This window comes from Bradyrhizobium guangzhouense (genome assembly GCF_004114955.1).
Lineage (GTDB): Bacteria > Pseudomonadota > Alphaproteobacteria > Rhizobiales > Xanthobacteraceae > Bradyrhizobium > Bradyrhizobium guangzhouense.
This window is the reverse complement of record NZ_CP030053.1, coordinates 6,953,386-6,971,390: the sequence shown is the minus strand read 5'-3', so window position 1 is coordinate 6,971,390 and position 18,005 is coordinate 6,953,386. Positions and strand designations below refer to the sequence as shown.

Below are 18,005 nucleotides of genomic sequence, written 5' to 3'. Positions count from 1 at the left end.
TGGATTGCTTCGCTTCGCTCGCAATGACGGCGGTTAGACCAACTCACCGCATCGGCGGCGCGTACTGAACGCCGCCGGCATTCCACAGCTGGTTCATGCCGCGCGGAATCTTCAGCTGCGACTTCGCGCCGATATTGCGCTCGTACATCTCGCCGTAATTGCCGACATGACGGATGATGCGCACGGCCCAGTCCTTGGTCAGGCCGAGCTGCTCGCCGTAATTGCCCTCGGTGCCGACCAGCCGCATCACTTCCGGCTTCTTCGACTTCAGGGCCTCGTCGATGTTCTGCGAGGTGACGCCGAGCTCTTCGGCATTGATCATCGCGTAGAGCGTCCATTTCACGATCATCATCCAGTCGTCGTCGCGCTGGCGCACGACGGGCGCGAGCGGCTCCTTGGAGATCACGTCGGGCAGGATCATGTGGTCGGCGGGCTTGGACAGGTTCAGCCTGAGCGCATAGAGCTGGGAGACGTCGGCGGTGAGCGTATCGCACTTGCCGGTGTCGTAGGCCTTCACCACGTCTTCCAGCTTGTCGAACTTCACCAGCTCATACTTCATGTTGTTGGCTTTGAAGTAGTCGGCGAGGTTGAGCAGCGTGGTGGTGCCCGATTGCACGCAGACCTTGCTGTCGGCGAGGTCGAGCGAGGTCTCCTTGTCGCGGGAGCGCGGCACCATGAAACCTTCGCCGTCGTAATAGGCGACGGCAGGGAAATAGAGATCGTATTCGAGCTCGCGCGATAGGCTCCAGGTGGAGTTGCGCGAGAGGATGTCGACTTTGCGGCTCTGCAATTCCTTGAAGCGCTCGCTGGCATCGAGCGGAATGAACTTCGCCTTGCTCGGATCGTCGAAGATCGCCGACGCGACAGCACGGCAGAAATCGACGTCAAAGCCGGTCCAGTTGCCCTTGTCGTCGGGGATCGAGAAGCCCGGCAGGCCCTTGTTGACGCCGCACAGCACCTCGCCGCGGCGCACGGTGCGCTTCAAGGTGCGGGTGTCGTAGAATTCGTAGGTAATGGCCAGGGCGGCGACCAGCACGGCGACCGCGAGCCCGATCAGCAGGCCGCCTCGAAATGTGCGCATCATGTTGCTCTCTCGAAAAAATCGGGACAAGGAATTCTGGAAAAGGCGGGACGCACGATCCCTAGGAAATTCCAAGCGATCGTGCGCGAACGATAGGCCTAGAGCTCGGGCTTCTGACGGATCACCACCTTGGTGCCGAGAGGAACGCGATCGTAGAGATCGGCGACGTCATTGTTGACCAGGCGGAAACAGCCCGAGGACACCTTGGTGCCGATCGTATCGGGCCGGTTGGTGCCGTGGATGCGGTAGACCGTGTTGCCGAGATACATGGCGCGGGCCCCCAACGGATTGCCGGGGCCGCCGGCCATGAAGCGCGGCAGATAGGGCTGGCGCTGGATCATCTCCGGCGGCGGCGTCCAGTCCGGCCACTCCTTCTTGTTGGTGATCTGCACCAGGCCCTGCCACTGGAAGCCGTCACGGCCAACGCCGATGCCGTAGCGGATCGCACGCCCGCCAGGCTGGATCAGGTAAAGGTGGCGCTCGGCGGTCGAGATGATGATGGTGCCCGGCGGCTCGGTCGTGCGGTAGTACACGACCTGCTTCTGCCATTCCGGATCGAGCTCATAGCTGTCGTCGGCGATCAAGCCCGGCTCGTCGCCGCGATCAGGCTGTTGCGCGAAAGCTTGCGGCGCGGACAGGATCAGGCCCATTGCAGCCAATAATGTCGCCGTCAGGCGACGAAAATCCGTCATTTCAAGCTCTCCCCGCTGCCACAGCGCAAATCGTTCCGAACCATCTGAACTCAGGGGCAGCTTCGTGGCAAGTTCAAGGCGTGCCCGATTGGTATGTCACGAGAATGCTTTGGTTTTTTGACGGGGATCAACACCATGAACAGGGTGGGTTGGCGCGAAAAGCACAGATTGTGCCTCGATGTCGGTGCACTCCCTCCCCCGCGTGCGGGGGAGGGGCGGGGAGAGGCTCAGACCGAGCTCGCGGTTAGGTCAAGTTCGCCAATCGGTCAGATCTGACTGGCCTCCGGCCCGATCCCCAGCCGCCGCACGATCTCGGCGCCCACGGCGCGAGCCTCGTTGCGCGAGCCGATCCTGGGGCTGCGAAACCGCCGTCCCGAGTGGAGGCGAATCACGACGATGCAGTGCTCGTCCTCGGAGCGGCCGCGGCGATCGACCGTGATCGCCTTGATGTCGTGCCCTTCGATTTGATCCACGCGCGGTTGGCCGTTGCCCCAGAGGCGTTCGACACGAATATCGCCCTCGCGGATGATCCAGAACGCGCCGGTGACCAGGTTGGCAAATCGGTAGACGCCGAATGCCGCGATCAGACCCAGCGGCAGCAGCAGGTAATCGATCCATTGGGGCGGCAGGCCACGCCAGAGCCTGTAGGCATAGGGTGCGACACTCAGCGCGACGGCGATCAAGGCCGCGATCCTGAGGTCGCGCTGCGAAAATGGCTCGACCGGATCGCCAAGACGCATCTCGGAATTGCTGGCATCGAGCGGATTGACGGGCGCCTCGACGTCAGGGACGTCGAACTGCGCCGCGATCCGCGCCACGGTGTCATGAACATGGGTCACGTCGGACAGGGGCGGGGAGGTCAGGCGCTCGCCGGAGGCCAGCGTGAAGGCGAGCTGGAAGCGGGCCTTTGCCGTCTTGCTGCCGGGAACCTGCAATCCCGAGATGTCGTCCTTCGCGACGATTCGCGTCTGGAGCTTTCCGAACGGACGCTGCCGTCCGATCAGGATCTCGTCCGGCGTGATGATCCACACCACCGCCGGCGTCAGCATCACCACGCCAACGAAAGCGGCCCCCGCCAGCAGCGCGACCACCGAGATGACGATCTCGAGGGCATCGTGGGTGAACAGCCCCGGCGTGAAGCACAGCGCAACGGCCGCCGCAGAGCCGGCCACGACGAGCCGCTGCGCGATCGAGGAGCCTTCGCGAAGGCGGATGTCGTTGCTGGTGGTCGCGTCGTTCATTGCGGCGGCTGGTTTTGCGTCGCCGCGAACCTCCACGGACGGGTCCGTGGAGTCAAGCAACAACGCTGAGCCGCCGCAATCGGCCTTAGCTGCTGGCGTTGAGCAGCTTGGCCACCGTGCGGTCGATCTCGTCGTAGCGGCCTTCGCCCTCGTGCTGGAACACGATCTTGCCGGTCTGGTCGATCACATATTGCGCCGGCCAATACTGGTTGCGGTAGGCATCCCAGGTCTTGGAGTCATTGTCCTGTGCCACCGGATAGGTGATGCCGTGGCGCTTCAGCGCCGCCTGCACGTTGGAGGCGGAGCGCTCGAACGGGAATTCCGGCGTGTGCACGCCGACCACGACGAGGCCCTTGTCCTTATACTTGGCATAGAGGTCGGTGACGTGCGGCAGCGTGTTGACGCAGTTGACGCAGCCATAGGTCCAGAAGTCGACCAGCACGACCTTGCCGCGGAGATCAGAGATGTTCAGCGGCTTCGAGTTGAACCAGTTGCTGATGCCGGCGAAATCGGGCGCGGTCACCGCCTGGCTCGCGGCCGCGACCTTGACGGCTGGGGGCGTGGCTTCGTCGCAGATGCCGGGGATCACGGCGCCGGTCACAGTGAAGCCGATCAGGGCGGCGGAGACGGCGAGCAGCTTGAAAGTCATGGACGTGTTCTCCGTTGAGAGGTGAGGGATCACAGGCCGATCTGGCCGGTGGGGTAAAAGCCGGTGAGCCACGCCACGATCAGCGTGTCGTATTGGAAGTAGGCGGCAAGCGCGAAGGCGATCACGACCACGCCAAAGCCCTGCTGCAGGCGCGGCGAGATGCGGGACAGGCTGCGCACGCGTGTGGTCGCGGCCTGTCCGCCATAGGCGATCGCCAGCATTGGGATCGCTGCGCCGATCGCATAGGCAACCAGCAGCGTGCCGGCCCAGCCGAGATTCTTCGACGTCGCGACCAGCGTCAGGATCGAGCCGAGCACGGGGCCGGCGCAGGGCGTCCAGACCAGGCCGAGCGTGGTGCCGAGCACGAGGCCGCCAAGCGCGCCCTCGCGCTGTGCGCCGCCCACCGCGCCGAGATTGAGCCAGCCATTGAGCCGGATCGACAGCCATTCGAACGGCGCCGGCCACAGCATCAAAAGGCCAAAGCCGAGCAGCAGGATCGCCGCCGCCTCGCGCAGCACATTCGGATCGAAATCGAACAGTTTCGTCAGCGCGCCGAGCAGCAGCGCCGCCGCCGAGAACGAAATGATGAAGCCGAGCGCGATCAGTGCCGGCCGCGCCCGCGACGAATGCCCGATCGAGGCGCCGAGCAAAATCGGCAGCATCGGCAGCGTGCAGGGTGCGGCGATGGTGAGGATGCCGGCGAGGATAGCGAAGAGAAGCTCGAGCATGGGGCACTCGTGATGGAGGTCACGAGGGCAGTTCGGATGCAGTGGGGCTGTCGTTACGGGGCGTCACACGTTCGTGACAGGCAAGGCGCTGGCCCAGGCGGCAGTGCGCTCCCTCCCCCGCTTGCGGGGGGAGGGTCGGGGAGAGGGTATCTCTACAGCGGGACAATCCCCCAGAGGAAAAAGCCCTCACCCGCCGCACTCTGCGAGTGCGTCGGCCTCTCCCGCAAGCGGGAGAGGCGGGAGCCAGCCGCGCGAGGCGGGCCAAATACAAAACGACCCGGAGGGGGGCATCCCGTCCGGGTCGCTGGAGGTCTTGGGAGGGTTTAACGAAACCGTATGCGATCTTTATAGGGACGAAGTTTTTCCGCCTGATGTTGTGCTTTGTTTCATTTGTTTCGTCGGCGGTAACGCTTTCGTGTCCCGGGATGGGGCCGGAAATCCGGTCCTATCCCATTGAAATCCTTAGGCTTAGGCGGCGAAGCGGTCGACGCCGCAAGTCTTAAGCAAATCGGCGAGTTGCTTGCGGGCGTAGAACATCCGCGTCTTCACCGTGCTCTGGGGGATGCCGATGATCTGTCCGACCTCCTCCACCGACTTCTCATGGTAGTAGACGAGGTTGATGATCTCGCGATGTGCGGGTGACAGCTTCTGGACGCAGGCGCGCAGGATGGCGCTGGTATCGCTGCGGTCGAGCGAGGTCTCCGGCGTGTCGCAATCGTCGGGGATCTGCCGCACGTCTTCCTGGTCGATGTCCTCGAAGCGGCGCTGGCGCATCGCGGTCAGCGCCTTGAAGCGGGCGATCGAGAGCAGCCAGGTCGAGACCTGCGAGCGGCCCTGGAATTGGCCGGCGGTCCGCCACACGTCCAGGAACACCTGGCTGACGAGGTCTTCGGCCGTGGTGGCGTCACGGACGATGCGCAGGATGAAGCGGTAGACCCGCACATTGTGACGGCAATAAAGAATGTGCATGGACGTCCGGTTGCCGTCGGCAATGCTTTCGAGAAGCATGTCGTCCGAGGTCGCCTGGGCAGCAATGATGCTCTGGCTGGCTTGGGCGTTGATGGCGATGACGTTCGGCATTGACCTGGCTCCCCGGTGCGCCGCAACCGAGCGGCGTTTCCTTGGACCAAAGTGTTAATCAGCCAACGTTTCGGGACGTCTGCACGAAAAGGGGAAAATGGTTTCGTGCGCCGCCAAATTGTTTCGTCGCTCGACTTGCGACGAAACATTCGGTGTAAAAAAGCGTGGAATTTCAAGGCTTGGAAAATACGATACCGCAGAATCGGACTGGGAGGAACGAATTTCCGGGGCTTGCGTTTGGGGGCGTTACGCCCATTGCCGTCGTCCCGGGGCGCGCGCAGTGCGTGTCCGCGTGCCCGGCCTACGCCTTCTCGCCCTGCGGCGAGAACAAATAGCCGCCGCCGCGGATGGTGCGGATCACGGCAGGCTTGGTCGGGTCGGGCTCGATCTTGCGGCGGATGCGCATGATGCGCAGGTCGACGGCGCGGTCGAAGGCTTCGGCGTCGCGCGCATTGGCGAGCTCCAGCAGGCGCTCGCGCGACAGCACGCGCTTCGGATTGGCCGCGAACACCTTCAAGAGCCCGAACTCGGACGCGGTCAGCGGATGCTCATTGCCCTCGTCGTCGCGCAGGGCCTGGGCTTCGAGGTCGAGCCACTTTGTCCCAAAGCGCACCAATTGATCCTTGTCCGATTTCGCCGGCGCCGCGTCGCTGCCTGCCGATTTCGCCGGCGTGCTCCGCCGCAGCACCGAGCGGATGCGCGCCATCAATTCCCTGAGCTCGCAGGGCTTTGCGACGTAATCGTCGGCGCCGAGCTCGAGGCCGACGACGCGGTCGATCGGGCTCGCGGTCGCCGTGAGCATGATCACGGGCACGTTGATGCGGCTCTTGAGGTCGCGGATGATCGACAGGCCGTCTTCCTCGGGCATGTTGAGGTCGAGCACGACGAGATCGGGCATGCTGCCGTCGATCGCGGTGCGCAAGGACTTGCCGCCGTCGCACAGCGTCACGGTGAAGCCGTGCATCTTGAGGTAATCGCCGACCATCTCCCGGGCCGGGGCCTCGTCGTCGACGATCATGATGTGCTGGCTTTGTGTCATGTCACACTCAAATCACGGCATTTCGGTCGCGGGCAGGGTGATGGTGAAGGTCGAGCCCTTGCCCGGGCCGTTGCTATCGGCGGTGACCTCGCCGCCATGCATGTCGATAATACGCTTGACGATGGACAACCCAAGCCCCGTCGAGCTCTCGCCTGCCGTCGGTTTTGCGGAGAGCCGCTGGAACCGGCCGAACAGGCGGCCGAGATCCTCCGGCGACAGGCCGGCGCCCTCGTCGCTGACGCGGACGATGGTGTCGTTGCCCTCATGGGTGACCGCGACGGTGATCTTGCCCGCGATCGGCGAATATTTGATGGCGTTGCTGATCAGGTTGTCGATCGCCTCGCGGATGCGGTCGGTGTCGCACATGGTGACGATGTTGGCGGGCGCGCTGACGCTGATCGTCTGCTGCTTGTTGACCGCGAGCGGCTGGTTGGCCTCGGCGACCTCCTTGACCAGCGCCGCGACGTCGACCGGCTCGCGGCGGATGGTGATGTCGAAGGCATCGGCCATCGCGTCCGAGATCAGATGGTCGACCATCGTGGTCAGCCGCTTCGTGGCGTCTCTGATATGATCGACCTGGGCGACCACGCCTGACGACGAGGCGCCGGTCGAGATCAGCTCCTTCAGCATCTCGGTGCGGCCGAGGATGACGCCGAGCGGATTCTTCAGATCATGCGCGACGGTGCCGAGAATCTCGTTCTTGAAGCCGTTGGCGCGCTGCAGCCGCAGCCATTGCGCCGAGAGCCGGCGGTTGGCCTGCATCAGCGCGCGGGTGCGCTGGGCGACGCGGTCTTCCAGCTGGGTGTTGGCGTCCTGGAGTTGCTGATAGAGGATGACGTTGTCGAACGCGATCGAGAGCCGGCTCGAGAAGATCTCGACCAGCGAGCGGTCGGTCTCGGACAGGTCGCGCTCGGACTGCAGCAGCACCACGACCTCGCGGCCCGAGCCGGTGCGCAAATAGATCACGCTGCGGTGGTCGGCGAATTCGTTCTTGCGGCGCTGGAACGCGTCCTCGACCAGCTGGCGCAGATCGGGGTCGAGCGCCTTCGACGAGGTCGTGCCGATGAAGCGGCTGTAGCAGCCGCTGCCGGCGAGCACCGAGAGCTCGGCGTCGACGCCGCCATTGTCGCGCAGCACGAGGATGCCTGCGCAGTCGACATTGAGCAGCGAGGCGAGCTGGGTCAGCACGCCCTCGGCGAGCCGCTGCATCGACTTGAAGTCGTACAGCGTCGAGGCCGCATCGATGATGATCTCGAGCCCGCGCCGCGTCTGCACCATGCGCTCGAGCTGCTGGTAGGAGCGCAGCGCCGCGGTCAGCGAGGTGAACAGCTTGTCGGCGGTGAGCTCGGTCTTGGCCTTGTAGTCGTTGATGTCGTACTGCACGATCACGCGCCGCTCCGGCGCCTGGCCGGGCTGGCCGGTGCGCAGGATGATGCGCACGGTCTCGTTCTTGAGCACGTTGCGGATGTATTCGACGAGCTCCAGGCCCGCGACGTCGGTCTCCATGATGACGTCGAGCAGCACCGCGGCGATGTCGCTGTGCTCCGCCATCAGCTTGCGGCCTTCCGCCGCGGAATGCGCGGAGAGGATTTCGAGCCCCAGGCCGTTCAGGCTGTAGTCCGAGAGCGCAAAACGGGTGCCGTCATGCACGGCCGGATCGTCGTCGATGACGGCGATTTTCCATTTCCGGGCGTCCGTGTCCTCCGACGCGGTACCGGTGTCGTCGATCAGGTGGAGGACATCGTCCTGTTCGGCCATTGAGAAGTCCCGTCACTTTCTGTGCTTTGCGCGCCGCCCTTGGCGATCCGCGGCATGATAATCCGAAAAGTAGTGCCTTGTCCCAGCTTGGATTCCAGCATCATCCGGCCGCCGAGCTGCTGGGTGACAAGGTTATAGACGATATGCAAGCCCAGTCCCGTGCCACCTTCATTGCGGCGGGTGGTAAAGAATGGGTCAAAGGCCTGGCGCTGCACGTCCGGGGTCATGCCGGCCCCGTCGTCGGCGAAGATGATCTCGATATCCTCGGTGCCGCGCGGCCGGGCCGAGATCGTGATGGTGCCCGCGCGGCTGTCGGCGAAGGCGTGGTTGGCGGCATTGAGGAACAGGTTGGTCAGGATCTGGCCATAGGAGCCGGGATAGCCGTCGAGCAGCAGCCCCTCGGGCACGTCGACCTGGAGCGTGATCGGCGAGCGCTTCAGCACGGGCCGCAGGCTCGCGATGATCTGGTCGGTGGCTTCGCTGAGTGAGAACTGCCGCCGCTCGGCGTGGGAGCGGTCGACCGCGACCTGCTTGAACGACTGGATCAGCTCGCCGGCGCGGGTGAGGTTGGCGACCAGCTGCTGCGAGGCATCGCGCGAGGACTGCACGAATTCCTCCAGCTGCGAGCGGCGCAGGCCCCCGTCGCCCCTGAGCTGAGCCTCGAAGATCTCGCTGCGCCTCGCAAAGCTCGAGGCCACCGTCAGGCTGATACCGATCGGGTTGTTGACCTCGTGCGCGACGCCGGCGACGAGGCCGCCGAGGGCCGCGAGCCGTTCGGCGTCGATCAGATTCTGCTGCGCGGTGTTGAGCTCGAGCAGCGCGCTCTCGGCCTTTTCCTTGGACGCGCGCAGCTCGTCCTCGGTCTGGCGCTTGGCAATCGCGTTCTCGCGGAACACCTCCACCGCGCGCGCCATGGCGCCGACCTCGTCGCGCGCGCGTGTGCCCTGCACCTCGCGGCCGAGATCGCCGAGCGTGATCGCGCGCATCGCGGTCATGATCTGTTGCAGCGGCAGCCGGATCGACAGCGCGATCAGCACGCCGGCGGTGAGGATGATGCCGAGGAAGATCACCGCGATCGACAGCACCCGCCGCGAAATATCCGCCAGCGTGCGGTCGAACGTCTCCTGCGCCTTCTGCTCGCGCTGGCGCATCTTGGTCGAGAGATCGTCGATGGCGCCGATCGCTTCGGCCTGGCTGGCGTCGATGGTGTTGCGCAGCAGCTCGGTGCGGTTCGTCAACTGCTCCGACAGTTTTGCAAAACCTTCGCGCAGCGCCGTGGTGCGCGTGGCGAGCTTTTGCAGCGCCATCTTCTGCAAATCGTTGTCGGCGAGATCGATCATGACGGGAATGGTCTTCTCGATCGTCTCGGTGTTGCGGCGCGCATCGTCGGCCGCACCCGGCGACAGCGACAGGTAATAGGAATTGGCCGCGACCAGCATCGCGGTGAAGGCCTCGCGCGACTTGCCGAGCGAGGGCCAGATCAGCGCGTCGCGGTGGCCGGTGGCGCCCTCGATGATGGAATAGAGGCCGGCCATGTCCTTGGCCGGGCCCTGCACCTGCTCCTCATAGGTCTTGGCAATGGTCGCCTGCACGCTGCGCAGCTCGCCGAAGCCGTTGAGGAAGCGGTCGGTGGTGCGCTCCAGCTCCTCGACCGACCCCGACAGCATTGGGTCCTTGGCGGCGCGGTCGGCCAGCGTGCCCAGCACGGCCTCGCGCAGCAGCAGGATCTCGGCAAACAGGTCCGGGCTCGGCTGGTTGATGTAGCGGTGGATCAGGTTCTGCAGCCGCCCGGTCTCGCTCTCGAGCAGTGCCAGGATCCGGTCGGATTCGCGCACCTGCCGTACGTCGTCCCATGCGGAGCTCAGCACCTGCGCGCCGTTCCAGATCATCGCCACCAGCACGATCACCACGGCGGAGTTCAGCGCCGCGATCGAGAGGATACGCCAGCGGATCGGCACCGCCCGCAGCACGCCGACGAGACGCGCGCGCAGCCGCCCGATCGGGCCGGCCGGCCGCTCTGCGCTCTCGCTGGTGCCGGGCGCGATCACGCGGCGTCACTCCACCTTGCGAATGCGTTCGATCAGCGCGGCAGCAGTGGGATCCTGCGCGGCCTTGGCGTAGATCGGCGCCATCGCGTCCTCGAACGGCTTGCGGTCGATATCCCTCGTGACGATGATGCCGGAGGCCTCCGCCTTGCGCTGCGACTGCTCCTCGAGGTCGCGCCATTTCTCGCGCATGTACAGGCTGGAGCGGGCCGCGGCTTCCCTGAAGATGGTCTGGTCCTCGGCCGACAGGCTCCTCCAGGCCTTGAGCGACATCACCAGCACCTCCGGGCTCATCGTGTGCTCGGTGAGGGTGTAGTAGCCGGCGTATTTGTAATGGTCTGTCGTCACGAAGGATGGCCAGTTGTTTTCGGCGCCGTCGATCAGATGGGTCGAGAGCCCCGTCAGCACCTGCCCATAGGGCAGCTCGACCGGCTCGGCGCCGAGCGCGCGGATCATCTCGCTCATCAACTCCGATTGCTGCACCCGGATCCGCAATCCCTTGAGGTCGGCGAGGCTCTTGACCGGACGGACGTTGTTGTAGATCGAGCGTGCCCCGGAATCGTAGAAGGCGAGCCCCACGAAGCCATAGGGCTCGAAGCTGCCGAGGATTTCCTTGCCGATCGGCCCGTCCAGCACCTTCTGCATGTGCTCGATGGACCGGAACAGGAACGGCATGGCGAGCACGTTCATCGCCGGGACGAAATTGCCGATCAGGGCCACATTGGTCCGGTTGAGGTCGATCGCGCCGGCGCGGGTCTGCTCGATCGTCTCTTTCTCCTCGCCGAGCTGGCGGGAGTGAAACACCTTGATCTCGTGCCGGCCGCCGGTGCGCTCAGAGATCAGCGCGCCCATGTAGCGCAGCGCCTGGACGGTCGGGTAATCCTCGGTCTGGGTGTCGGCGGCGCGGAATTCACGCGCAGCGGCGCTCGTCGCGCAGATGGCGAGCAGAAGCGCGACGAAAATCACCCCGGTCCGTGAGAGTTCGGCACGGTTTAACACTGGCACACTCAACCCCTCGGAGATGGAGTCTATGACGGGACCAAAAGGTTCAATGCAATCTAAAGCGTTTTCGAGCGAAGTGGATACCGGTTCGCGTAAAGAAAACGCGTCAAGATGAAGATTCCAGATGGTAAAGGGAAGGCCATCCCGCCCGGTCGGATGATTGTGCGCCGCCGTCCGGCTTCATTCCCGGTTGAAACCGTGAGGAGCGCGCCTTAAGCAGGGTGTGGTCGCCTTTTGCGTCGTCATACGGAAGAGCCATCGTGACTTCAGCATTGCGCCTTTTGCAGGTCGCCGCCGCCACTGCGGCCCTTACATTCACCTTACAAGCGCGCGCCACCACCGACATCGCGCTGTGGCACGCCATGTCGGGCGAGCTCGGCAAGCAGCTCGAGAAGCTCACCTCCGACTTCAACGCCTCGCAGTCGGACTACCGCATCGTGCCTGCCTACAAGGGCAACTACACCGAGACGGTGACATCAGCGATCTTCGCTTTCCGCTCGCGCAGCCAGCCCGCGATCGTCCAGGTCAACGAGGTCGCCACCGCGACCATGAACGCGGCCAAGGGCGCGATCTATCCGGTCTACAGCATGATGCGCGACATGGGCGAGCCGTTCTCGCTCAACGATTATCTCCCGGCGGTCTCCGGCTATTACACCGATGCCACGGGCAATCTGCTGTCCTTCCCGTTCAACTCGTCGACGCCGATCCTCTATTACAACAAGACCATGTTTCGCGACGCCGGCCTCGACCCGGAGACGCCGCCGAAGACGTGGCCAGAGCTTGGGCAGGCCGCAAAGCGCCTGCGCGAGCGCGGCGCCGTGTGCGGCTTCACCACGTCGTGGCCGTCCTGGATCCACATCGAGAATTTCTCGGCGTTTCACAATCTGCCGCTGGCCACGCGCGGGAACGGCTTTGCTGGCCTTGATGCGGAATTGACCATCAACAATCCGGTCGTGGTCAAGCACGTCGCCCAGCTCGCCGAATGGCAGAAGACGAAACTGTTCGACTATAGCGGTCGCGGGCAAGCCGCCGAGCCGCGTTTCCAGAACGGCGAATGCGGCATCTTTATCGGTTCGTCGGCGACGCGCGCCGACATCAAGGCGAATTCGAAGTTCGAGATCGGCTACGGCATGATGCCGTACTGGCCGGACGTGAAGGGCGCGCCGCAGAATTCCATCATCGGCGGCGCCACGCTGTGGGTACTGCGCGACCGGCCGCGCACGGAATACAAGGGCGTGGCGCGGTTCTTCGCCTATTTGTCGCAGCCAGGCGTGCAGGCGGCCTGGCACCAGAACACGGGCTATTTGCCCGTGACCCGCGCCGCCTTCGAGTTGACGCGCGCGCAAGGCTTCTATGAGCGCAATCCGGGCTCGGCGATCTCGTTCGAGGAGATCACGCTGCATCCGCCGACCGAGAATTCGAAGGGCATCAGGCTCGGCTCCTTCAACCTGATCCGTGGCACCATCGAGGAAGAGCTCGAGCAGGCTTTTGCCGGCCACAAGAGCGCGCAAGCCGCGCTCGATGCCGCGGTCGAGCGCGGCAACAAGCTGCTGCGCCAGTTCGAACGCGCCAGCCCGGAGCGGTAATGTTGCGGATGAACTTGGCTGTGGCCGCGAGCACGGTGCGCCCCCTCCCCCGCGCCTTCGGCGCGACCTCTCCCGCAAGCGGGAGAGGTGCACCGTCTTCTTGGCTGGCACCGAAGCCAGAAAAAGTACACTGATGACAATGGCTCCATCGCAAACGTTGCCTCACTTCGCCGACGCGAAAAGCTTTCGCGCCTTTCGCTTCGATCCGTCGCAATGGCTGCCGATCGCGCTCGATATCGCGCGCGGCCACGGCCTCGACATTGCCTCGCCGCATGTCTTTGCAACCGGCACCAATCTCGTCGTGGGGCTTGGCGACCGCCTGATCCTGAAAATCTTCCCGCCGCTGCTGCGCGCGCAATTCGTCTCCGAACGTGGCTCGCTGATGCAGCTCAATGGCCGGCTTGATCTGCCGATCCCAGAGATCGTCGCCGAGGGCGAGCGCGACGGCTGGCCTTATCTCGTCATCACGCTTCTATCGGGCACGCTTGGCTCGGAGGTCTGGCCGCACCTGCCGGAAACGCAGAAACAGCGCGTACTGCGCCAGATCGGCGAGACCATCGCGTCCGTGCAGCGCGCGCCGCTCGGCCCGCTCGCCGGGCTCGAGCCGCCCTGGGACGCGTTCATGCGCGCGCAGATGCGGGGCTGTCGCGACAGGCACACGCGTCTCGGCCTTGCGCCGAAATTCCTTGCTGGCCTCGACGACCTCCTGCGCGACGCGGCGAGGTTGATCCCGATGGACGCGCCGCCGGTGATCCTGATCGGCGAATACATTCCCGAGAATTTCCTGCTCGCCAGCCGCGACGATCAATGGTCGCTCGCCGGCCTGTTCGATTTCGGCGATGTCCGGGCGGGCTGGCGCGATTACGATCTGCTCGGTCCCAGCGCCTTCATGTCGGCGGGCCGGCCGGGCAGGGTGCGCAGCCTGCTCGAAGGTTTTGGCTATACAAATCCCGACTTCGCGCTGAAGCGCCGCCTGATGGCCCTGATGCTGCTGCACCACGCCAGCGACCTCAACAGCCACATCTGCATCGAGGGCTGGCAGGACAAGGCGAATGATCTGGTCGAATTGCAGGAGCTGATCTGGGGGGAATGACGGCCCTTGCCTATTGGTTGTGCTGACTTCAATCGCGGCCTATTAAATAAGCAAAATGTCTTTCTTTGCATGCAATGCCTGGAACTCAAGCCACGGCTTCTCGACCGCGTATTCGACAGTACATCAGGAATATCAACTGTTTACACTTGATTTAACCTCCCGCTAACCCTTGGCACGAACCTTGCGAATCCTGTTCCAACCAGAAACTTCCGTGTTGGAGCAGTCTCATGAAGCGCCGCGATTTCCTTAAATCCGTTTCCGGATTGGCCGCTGGCGCGGCGCTTCCGGCCGCGCCTGATGTCATCACCTCGGCCTATGCCGATGCCCGCTCCGAGACGCTGCTGATCGTCTCCGAGGGCGGCCCCAACAATCTCGACATCCACGGCGTCGGCACCAACGTGCCCGGCTATGAGGTGTCGTGGAATTGCTACGACCGCCTGATCAGCCACGAGATGAAGAGCGGTCCCGGCGGCGTGCCCTATTACGACCGCGACAAGTTCAAGGGCGAGCTCGCCGAAGAGTTCAAGATCGACGATATGTCGGTCACCTTCAAGCTGCGCAAGAACGCCAAATTTCACGACGGCGCGCCTGTGACCGCGAAGGACGTGAAGTGGTCGCTCGACCGCGCCGTCAGCGTCGGCGGCTTCCCGACCTTCCAGATGAGCGCGGGCTCGCTCACCAAGCCGGAGCAGTTCGTCGTGATCGACGACTACACCGTGCGCATCGATTTCCTGAAGAAGGACAGGCTGACGATCCCCGACCTCGCCGTCATCGTGCCCTGCATCGTCAACTCCGAGCTGGTGAAGAAGCATTCCAGCGAGAAGGACCCCTGGGGTCTCGAATATACGAAGCAGCAGACCGCGGGCTCCGGCGCCTACAAGGTGACGAAATGGACTGCCGGCACGGAAGTGGTGATGGAGCGCAACGACGATTGGGTCTGCGGTCCCTTGCCGAAGATCAAGCGCGTGATCTGGCGCATGGTGCCGCAGGCCGGCAACCGCCGCGCGCTGCTGGAGCGCGGGGACGCCGACGTCTCCTACGAGCTGCCGAACAAGGACTTTCAGGAGATGAAGGCGAACGGCAAGCTCAACGTCGTCTCGCTGCCGTTCTCCAACGGCATCCAATATATCGGCATGAACGTCACCAGGCCGCCCTTCGACAATCCGAAGGTGCGCCAGGCGGTCGCCTATGCGCTGCCCTATCAGAAGATCATGGACGCGGTGATGTTCGGGCTGGCGAACCCGATGTTCGGCGCGCCTGCGGACAAGCCGACCGAAGTCGCCTGGCCGCAGCCGCACAAATACAACACCGACATGGACAAGGCGAAGGCGCTGATGGCGGAAGCGGGGCTCGCGGGCGGCTTCGAGACCACGATCTCGTTTGATCTCAATTTCGCCGGCGTCAACGAGCCGCTCTGCGTGCTGGTGCAGGAGAGTCTGGCGCAGATCGGCATCAAGACCACCATCAACAAGGTGCCCGGCGCCAACTGGCGCACCGAATTGAACAAGAAGGAGATGCCGCTCTTCACCAACGTGTTCTCGGGCTGGCTCGATTACCCCGAATACTTCTTCTACTGGTGCTATCACGGCAACAATTCCGTCTTCAACACCATGAGCTACAAGTCGGCGGAGATGGACAAGCTGATCGACGGCGCGCGCACCGCGGCCGCATCAGGCGACAAGGCAGCTTACGATGCCGACGTGAAGGGCTTTGTCGATCTCGCCTTCACCGACATCCCGCGCATCCCGCTGTATCAACCCTTCGTCAACGTCGCGATGCAGAAGAACATCAGCGGTTACCAGTATTGGTTCCACCGCAGGCTCGACTATCGCGCGATGGCGAAGGGGTGAAGGATCATGCTGATCGTCAGCGACGCATCGGCATCGGCAGTGGGCTCCCTCTCCCGCTTGCGGGAGAGGGTTGGGGAGAGGGTGTCTCCGCGTTGGGATCGCCAGGGATTACGGGGGATGTCCCTAGGTAGTGAGAGCCCTCACCCGCCACGCTCGGGACGATGCTTTCGCATCGCCCGGGGCGCGTCGGCCTCTCCCGCAAGCGGGAGAGGCGAAGCAAGCCCGCGCAGGAGCGCCCCATGCTGACCATGATCGGCAAGCGCCTGATGTTTGCGATTCCCTCGCTCATCGGCGTCGTCATCGTGACCTTCCTGCTGACGCGCGCGCTGCCGGGTGATCCGGCCGCGTATTTCGCGGGTCCCGCCGCGACCAAGGAAGCGGTCGAGCAGGTCAGGAAGAAGCTCGGCCTCGATAAGCCGCTGATCGAGCAGTTCTTCCGCTACACCAACGATCTTGCGCATGGCGATTTCGGCAATTCGCTCACCACGGGACAGCCGGTCGCGACCGAGATCCGCAATCGCCTGCCGGCCTCGGCCGAGCTGACATTGCTCGGCCTCATCGTCTCCATCGTCATCGCCATTCCGCTCGGCGTGCTGGCGGCGACGCGGCCGGGATCATGGGTCGATCACTTATGTCGCATCACGACGACAGCCGGCGTCTCACTGCCGGTGTTCTTCACCGGCCTGGTGTTGGTCTACTTCTTTTACTTCCAGCTCGGCTGGTCGCCCGCGCCGCTCGGCCGGCTCGACGTCTTCTACAGCGCGCCGCCGACGGTCACCGGATTCTACCTGATCGACACGCTGCTCGCACGCGACTTCGAGGCGTTCCGCTCGGCGCTGAGCCAGCTCATCCTGCCGGCGACGACGCTTGCGATCTTCTCGCTGGCGCCGATCGCCCGCATGACCCGCGCCTCGATGCTGGCGGTGCTGGCGTCCGAATTCGTCCGCACCGCGCGCGCCAGCGGCCTGTCGCCGACGACCGTCATCGTCACCTACGCCTTCCGCAACGCGATGCTGCCCGTGATCACCACGCTCAGCATGGTGTTCTCGTTCCTGTTAGGGGCCAACGTGCTGGTGGAAAAAGTCTTCGCCTGGCCCGGCATCGGCTCTTACGCGGTGGAAGCGCTGATCTCATCGGACTTCGCGCCGGTGCAGGGCTTTGTCCTCACCATGGCGGTGATGTACGTGCTGCTCAATCTCGTGATCGATATCTTGTACGGCGTGATCGATCCGCGTGTCAGGCTGGAGGGCTAAACCATGAGCTCCGTTGCGCCAGCCGTTGAACCCGTCGGTCCCGCGCGTACCTCGGGACTATCCGCGATCCTCGAACAGACCCGCTATGTGCTGAGCGAGAACAAGGTCACGGGTTTTGCTTTCGCGCTGCTGATCCTGATCCTGATCGCGGCGATCTTCGGCCCCTATGTGGTGCCCTACGATCCGCTCGCCTCCGACACGGCGGCGGCGCTGAAGCCACCGTCGGCCGCGCACTGGTTCGGCACCGATCAGCTCGGGCGCGACATCTTCAGCCGCGTCGTGGTGGCGACGCGGCTCGATACCTTCATCGCGGTCGCCTCCGTCGTGCTGGTGTTCCTGATGGGCGGCCTTGCCGGCATCGCCGCCGGCTATTTCGGCGGCTGGACCGATCGCATCGTCGGCCGCATCGCCGACACCATCATGGCCTTCCCGCTGTTCGTGCTGGCGATGGGCATCGTCGCCGCGCTCGGCAACACCGTGCAGAACATCATTCTCGCCACCGCCATCGTGAACTTCCCGCTCTACGCCCGCGTCGCGCGCGCGGAGGCCAATGTCCGCCGCAACGCCGGCTTCGTGCAGGCCGCGCGGCTGTCAGGCAACGGCGAATTCCGCATCCTCCTGGTGCATATCCTGCCGAACATCATGCCGATCATGATCGTGCAGATGTCGCTGACCATGGGCTACGCCATCCTCAATGCCGCCGGCCTCTCCTTCATCGGCCTCGGCGTTCGCCCGCCGACCGCCGAATGGGGCATCATGGTCGCCGAGGGCGCGGGCTTCATGGTCTCGGGCGAATGGTGGATCGCGCTGTTCCCCGGCCTTGCGCTGATGATCGCCGTGTTCTGCTTCAACCTGCTCGGCGACGGCCTCCGCGACATCGTCGATCCGCAGCGGAGGACGTGATGGAT

At 64.2% G+C, this 18,005-nt stretch carries 15 protein-coding genes; 5 read left to right on the top strand and 10 right to left on the bottom strand.

The annotated features are described in order from the left end of the window. Positions 1–43: 43 nt before the first annotated feature. From XH91_RS33210 to XH91_RS33165, 10 genes are all read right to left on the bottom strand, one after another. Positions 44–1,081 (bottom strand): amino acid ABC transporter substrate-binding protein, encoded by a 1,038-nt coding sequence (locus XH91_RS33210; protein ID WP_128955071.1) that lies wholly within the window; start codon positions 1,079–1,081, stop codon positions 44–46. A gap of 98 nt (positions 1,082–1,179) precedes the next feature. Then, entirely contained in the window at positions 1,180–1,773 is a 594-nt protein-coding gene (locus tag XH91_RS33205; RefSeq protein ID WP_128954517.1) for a L,D-transpeptidase, read from the bottom strand. 266 nt (positions 1,774–2,039) lie between these two features. After that, positions 2,040–3,014 (bottom strand): hypothetical protein, encoded by a 975-nt coding sequence (locus XH91_RS33200; protein ID WP_128954516.1) that lies wholly within the window; start codon positions 3,012–3,014, stop codon positions 2,040–2,042. A gap of 85 nt (positions 3,015–3,099) precedes the next feature. Continuing rightward, complete coding sequence (locus XH91_RS33195) at positions 3,100–3,663, bottom strand: thioredoxin family protein (protein ID WP_128954515.1); 564 nt, start codon at positions 3,661–3,663, stop codon at positions 3,100–3,102. A gap of 29 nt (positions 3,664–3,692) precedes the next feature. Next, positions 3,693–4,391: a cytochrome c biogenesis CcdA family protein gene (locus XH91_RS33190; protein ID WP_128954514.1), complete on the bottom strand. Its 699-nt coding sequence runs from the start codon at positions 4,389–4,391 to the stop codon at positions 3,693–3,695. A 468-nt stretch (positions 4,392–4,859) separates the two neighbouring features. Next, positions 4,860–5,471 (bottom strand): sigma-70 family RNA polymerase sigma factor, encoded by a 612-nt coding sequence (locus tag XH91_RS33185; RefSeq protein WP_128954513.1) that lies wholly within the window; start codon positions 5,469–5,471, stop codon positions 4,860–4,862. Positions 5,472–5,772: 301 nt separating this feature from the next. Beyond that, positions 5,773–6,510, bottom strand: coding sequence for a response regulator (locus XH91_RS33180; protein ID WP_128954512.1), 738 nt, complete (start codon positions 6,508–6,510; stop codon positions 5,773–5,775). A 12-nt stretch (positions 6,511–6,522) separates the two neighbouring features. Then, positions 6,523–8,268, bottom strand: coding sequence for an ATP-binding response regulator (locus XH91_RS33175; protein WP_128954511.1), 1,746 nt, complete (start codon positions 8,266–8,268; stop codon positions 6,523–6,525). Further along, positions 8,238–10,268 (bottom strand): sensor histidine kinase, encoded by a 2,031-nt coding sequence (locus tag XH91_RS33170; protein ID WP_164933576.1) that lies wholly within the window; start codon positions 10,266–10,268, stop codon positions 8,238–8,240. The genes XH91_RS33175 and XH91_RS33170 overlap by 31 nt, the downstream gene beginning before the upstream one ends. A 54-nt stretch (positions 10,269–10,322) precedes the next feature. Further along, entirely contained in the window at positions 10,323–11,318 is a 996-nt protein-coding gene (locus XH91_RS33165; protein ID WP_128954510.1) for a TRAP transporter substrate-binding protein, read from the bottom strand. Between the two features lie 257 nt (positions 11,319–11,575). Here XH91_RS33165 and ugpB point away from each other — a divergent pair, with 257 nt between their 5' ends. The 5 genes from ugpB (at position 11,576) to XH91_RS33140 (ending at position 18,000) form a co-directional block, all read left to right on the top strand. Further along, positions 11,576–12,901 (top strand): sn-glycerol-3-phosphate ABC transporter substrate-binding protein UgpB, encoded by a 1,326-nt coding sequence (gene ugpB, locus XH91_RS33160; RefSeq protein WP_245477256.1) that lies wholly within the window; start codon positions 11,576–11,578, stop codon positions 12,899–12,901. Positions 12,902–13,034: 133 nt separating this feature from the next. Continuing rightward, positions 13,035–13,994, top strand: a complete 960-nt coding sequence (locus XH91_RS33155; protein ID WP_128954508.1) for an aminoglycoside phosphotransferase family protein — start codon at positions 13,035–13,037, stop codon at positions 13,992–13,994. 227 nt (positions 13,995–14,221) lie between these two features. Continuing rightward, positions 14,222–15,844, top strand: coding sequence for an ABC transporter substrate-binding protein (locus XH91_RS33150; RefSeq protein ID WP_128954507.1), 1,623 nt, complete (start codon positions 14,222–14,224; stop codon positions 15,842–15,844). A gap of 239 nt (positions 15,845–16,083) precedes the next feature. Next, the gene (locus XH91_RS33145) at positions 16,084–17,097 is read left to right on the top strand and encodes an ABC transporter permease (RefSeq protein WP_128954506.1); all 1,014 of its coding nucleotides are present in this window, start codon (positions 16,084–16,086) and stop codon (positions 17,095–17,097) included. Positions 17,098–17,100: 3 nt separating this feature from the next. Then, a complete protein-coding gene (locus XH91_RS33140) occupies positions 17,101–18,000 on the top strand; it encodes an ABC transporter permease (RefSeq protein ID WP_128954505.1) in 900 nt (299 codons plus the stop codon). The last annotated feature ends 5 nt before the right edge of the window (positions 18,001–18,005 follow it).

Bases quoted from the DNA above. Each gene is read 5' to 3' on its own strand.
- XH91_RS33210 (WP_128955071.1), bottom strand. From the start codon at position 1,081: ATGCGCACATTTCGAGGCGGCCTGCTGATCGGGCTCGCGGTCGCCGTG.
- XH91_RS33205 (WP_128954517.1), bottom strand. From the start codon at position 1,773: ATGACGGATTTTCGTCGCCTGACGGCGACATTATTGGCTGCAATGGGC.
- XH91_RS33200 (WP_128954516.1), bottom strand. From the start codon at position 3,014: ATGAACGACGCGACCACCAGCAACGACATCCGCCTTCGCGAAGGCTCC.
- XH91_RS33195 (WP_128954515.1), bottom strand. From the start codon at position 3,663: ATGACTTTCAAGCTGCTCGCCGTCTCCGCCGCCCTGATCGGCTTCACT.
- XH91_RS33190 (WP_128954514.1), bottom strand. From the start codon at position 4,391: ATGCTCGAGCTTCTCTTCGCTATCCTCGCCGGCATCCTCACCATCGCC.
- XH91_RS33185 (WP_128954513.1), bottom strand. From the start codon at position 5,471: ATGCCGAACGTCATCGCCATCAACGCCCAAGCCAGCCAGAGCATCATT.
- XH91_RS33180 (WP_128954512.1), bottom strand. From the start codon at position 6,510: ATGACACAAAGCCAGCACATCATGATCGTCGACGACGAGGCCCCGGCC.
- XH91_RS33175 (WP_128954511.1), bottom strand. From the start codon at position 8,268: ATGGCCGAACAGGACGATGTCCTCCACCTGATCGACGACACCGGTACC.
- XH91_RS33155 (WP_128954508.1), top strand. From the start codon at position 13,035: ATGACAATGGCTCCATCGCAAACGTTGCCTCACTTCGCCGACGCGAAA.
- XH91_RS33150 (WP_128954507.1), top strand. From the start codon at position 14,222: ATGAAGCGCCGCGATTTCCTTAAATCCGTTTCCGGATTGGCCGCTGGC.
- XH91_RS33145 (WP_128954506.1), top strand. From the start codon at position 16,084: ATGCTGACCATGATCGGCAAGCGCCTGATGTTTGCGATTCCCTCGCTC.
- XH91_RS33140 (WP_128954505.1), top strand. From the start codon at position 17,101: ATGAGCTCCGTTGCGCCAGCCGTTGAACCCGTCGGTCCCGCGCGTACC.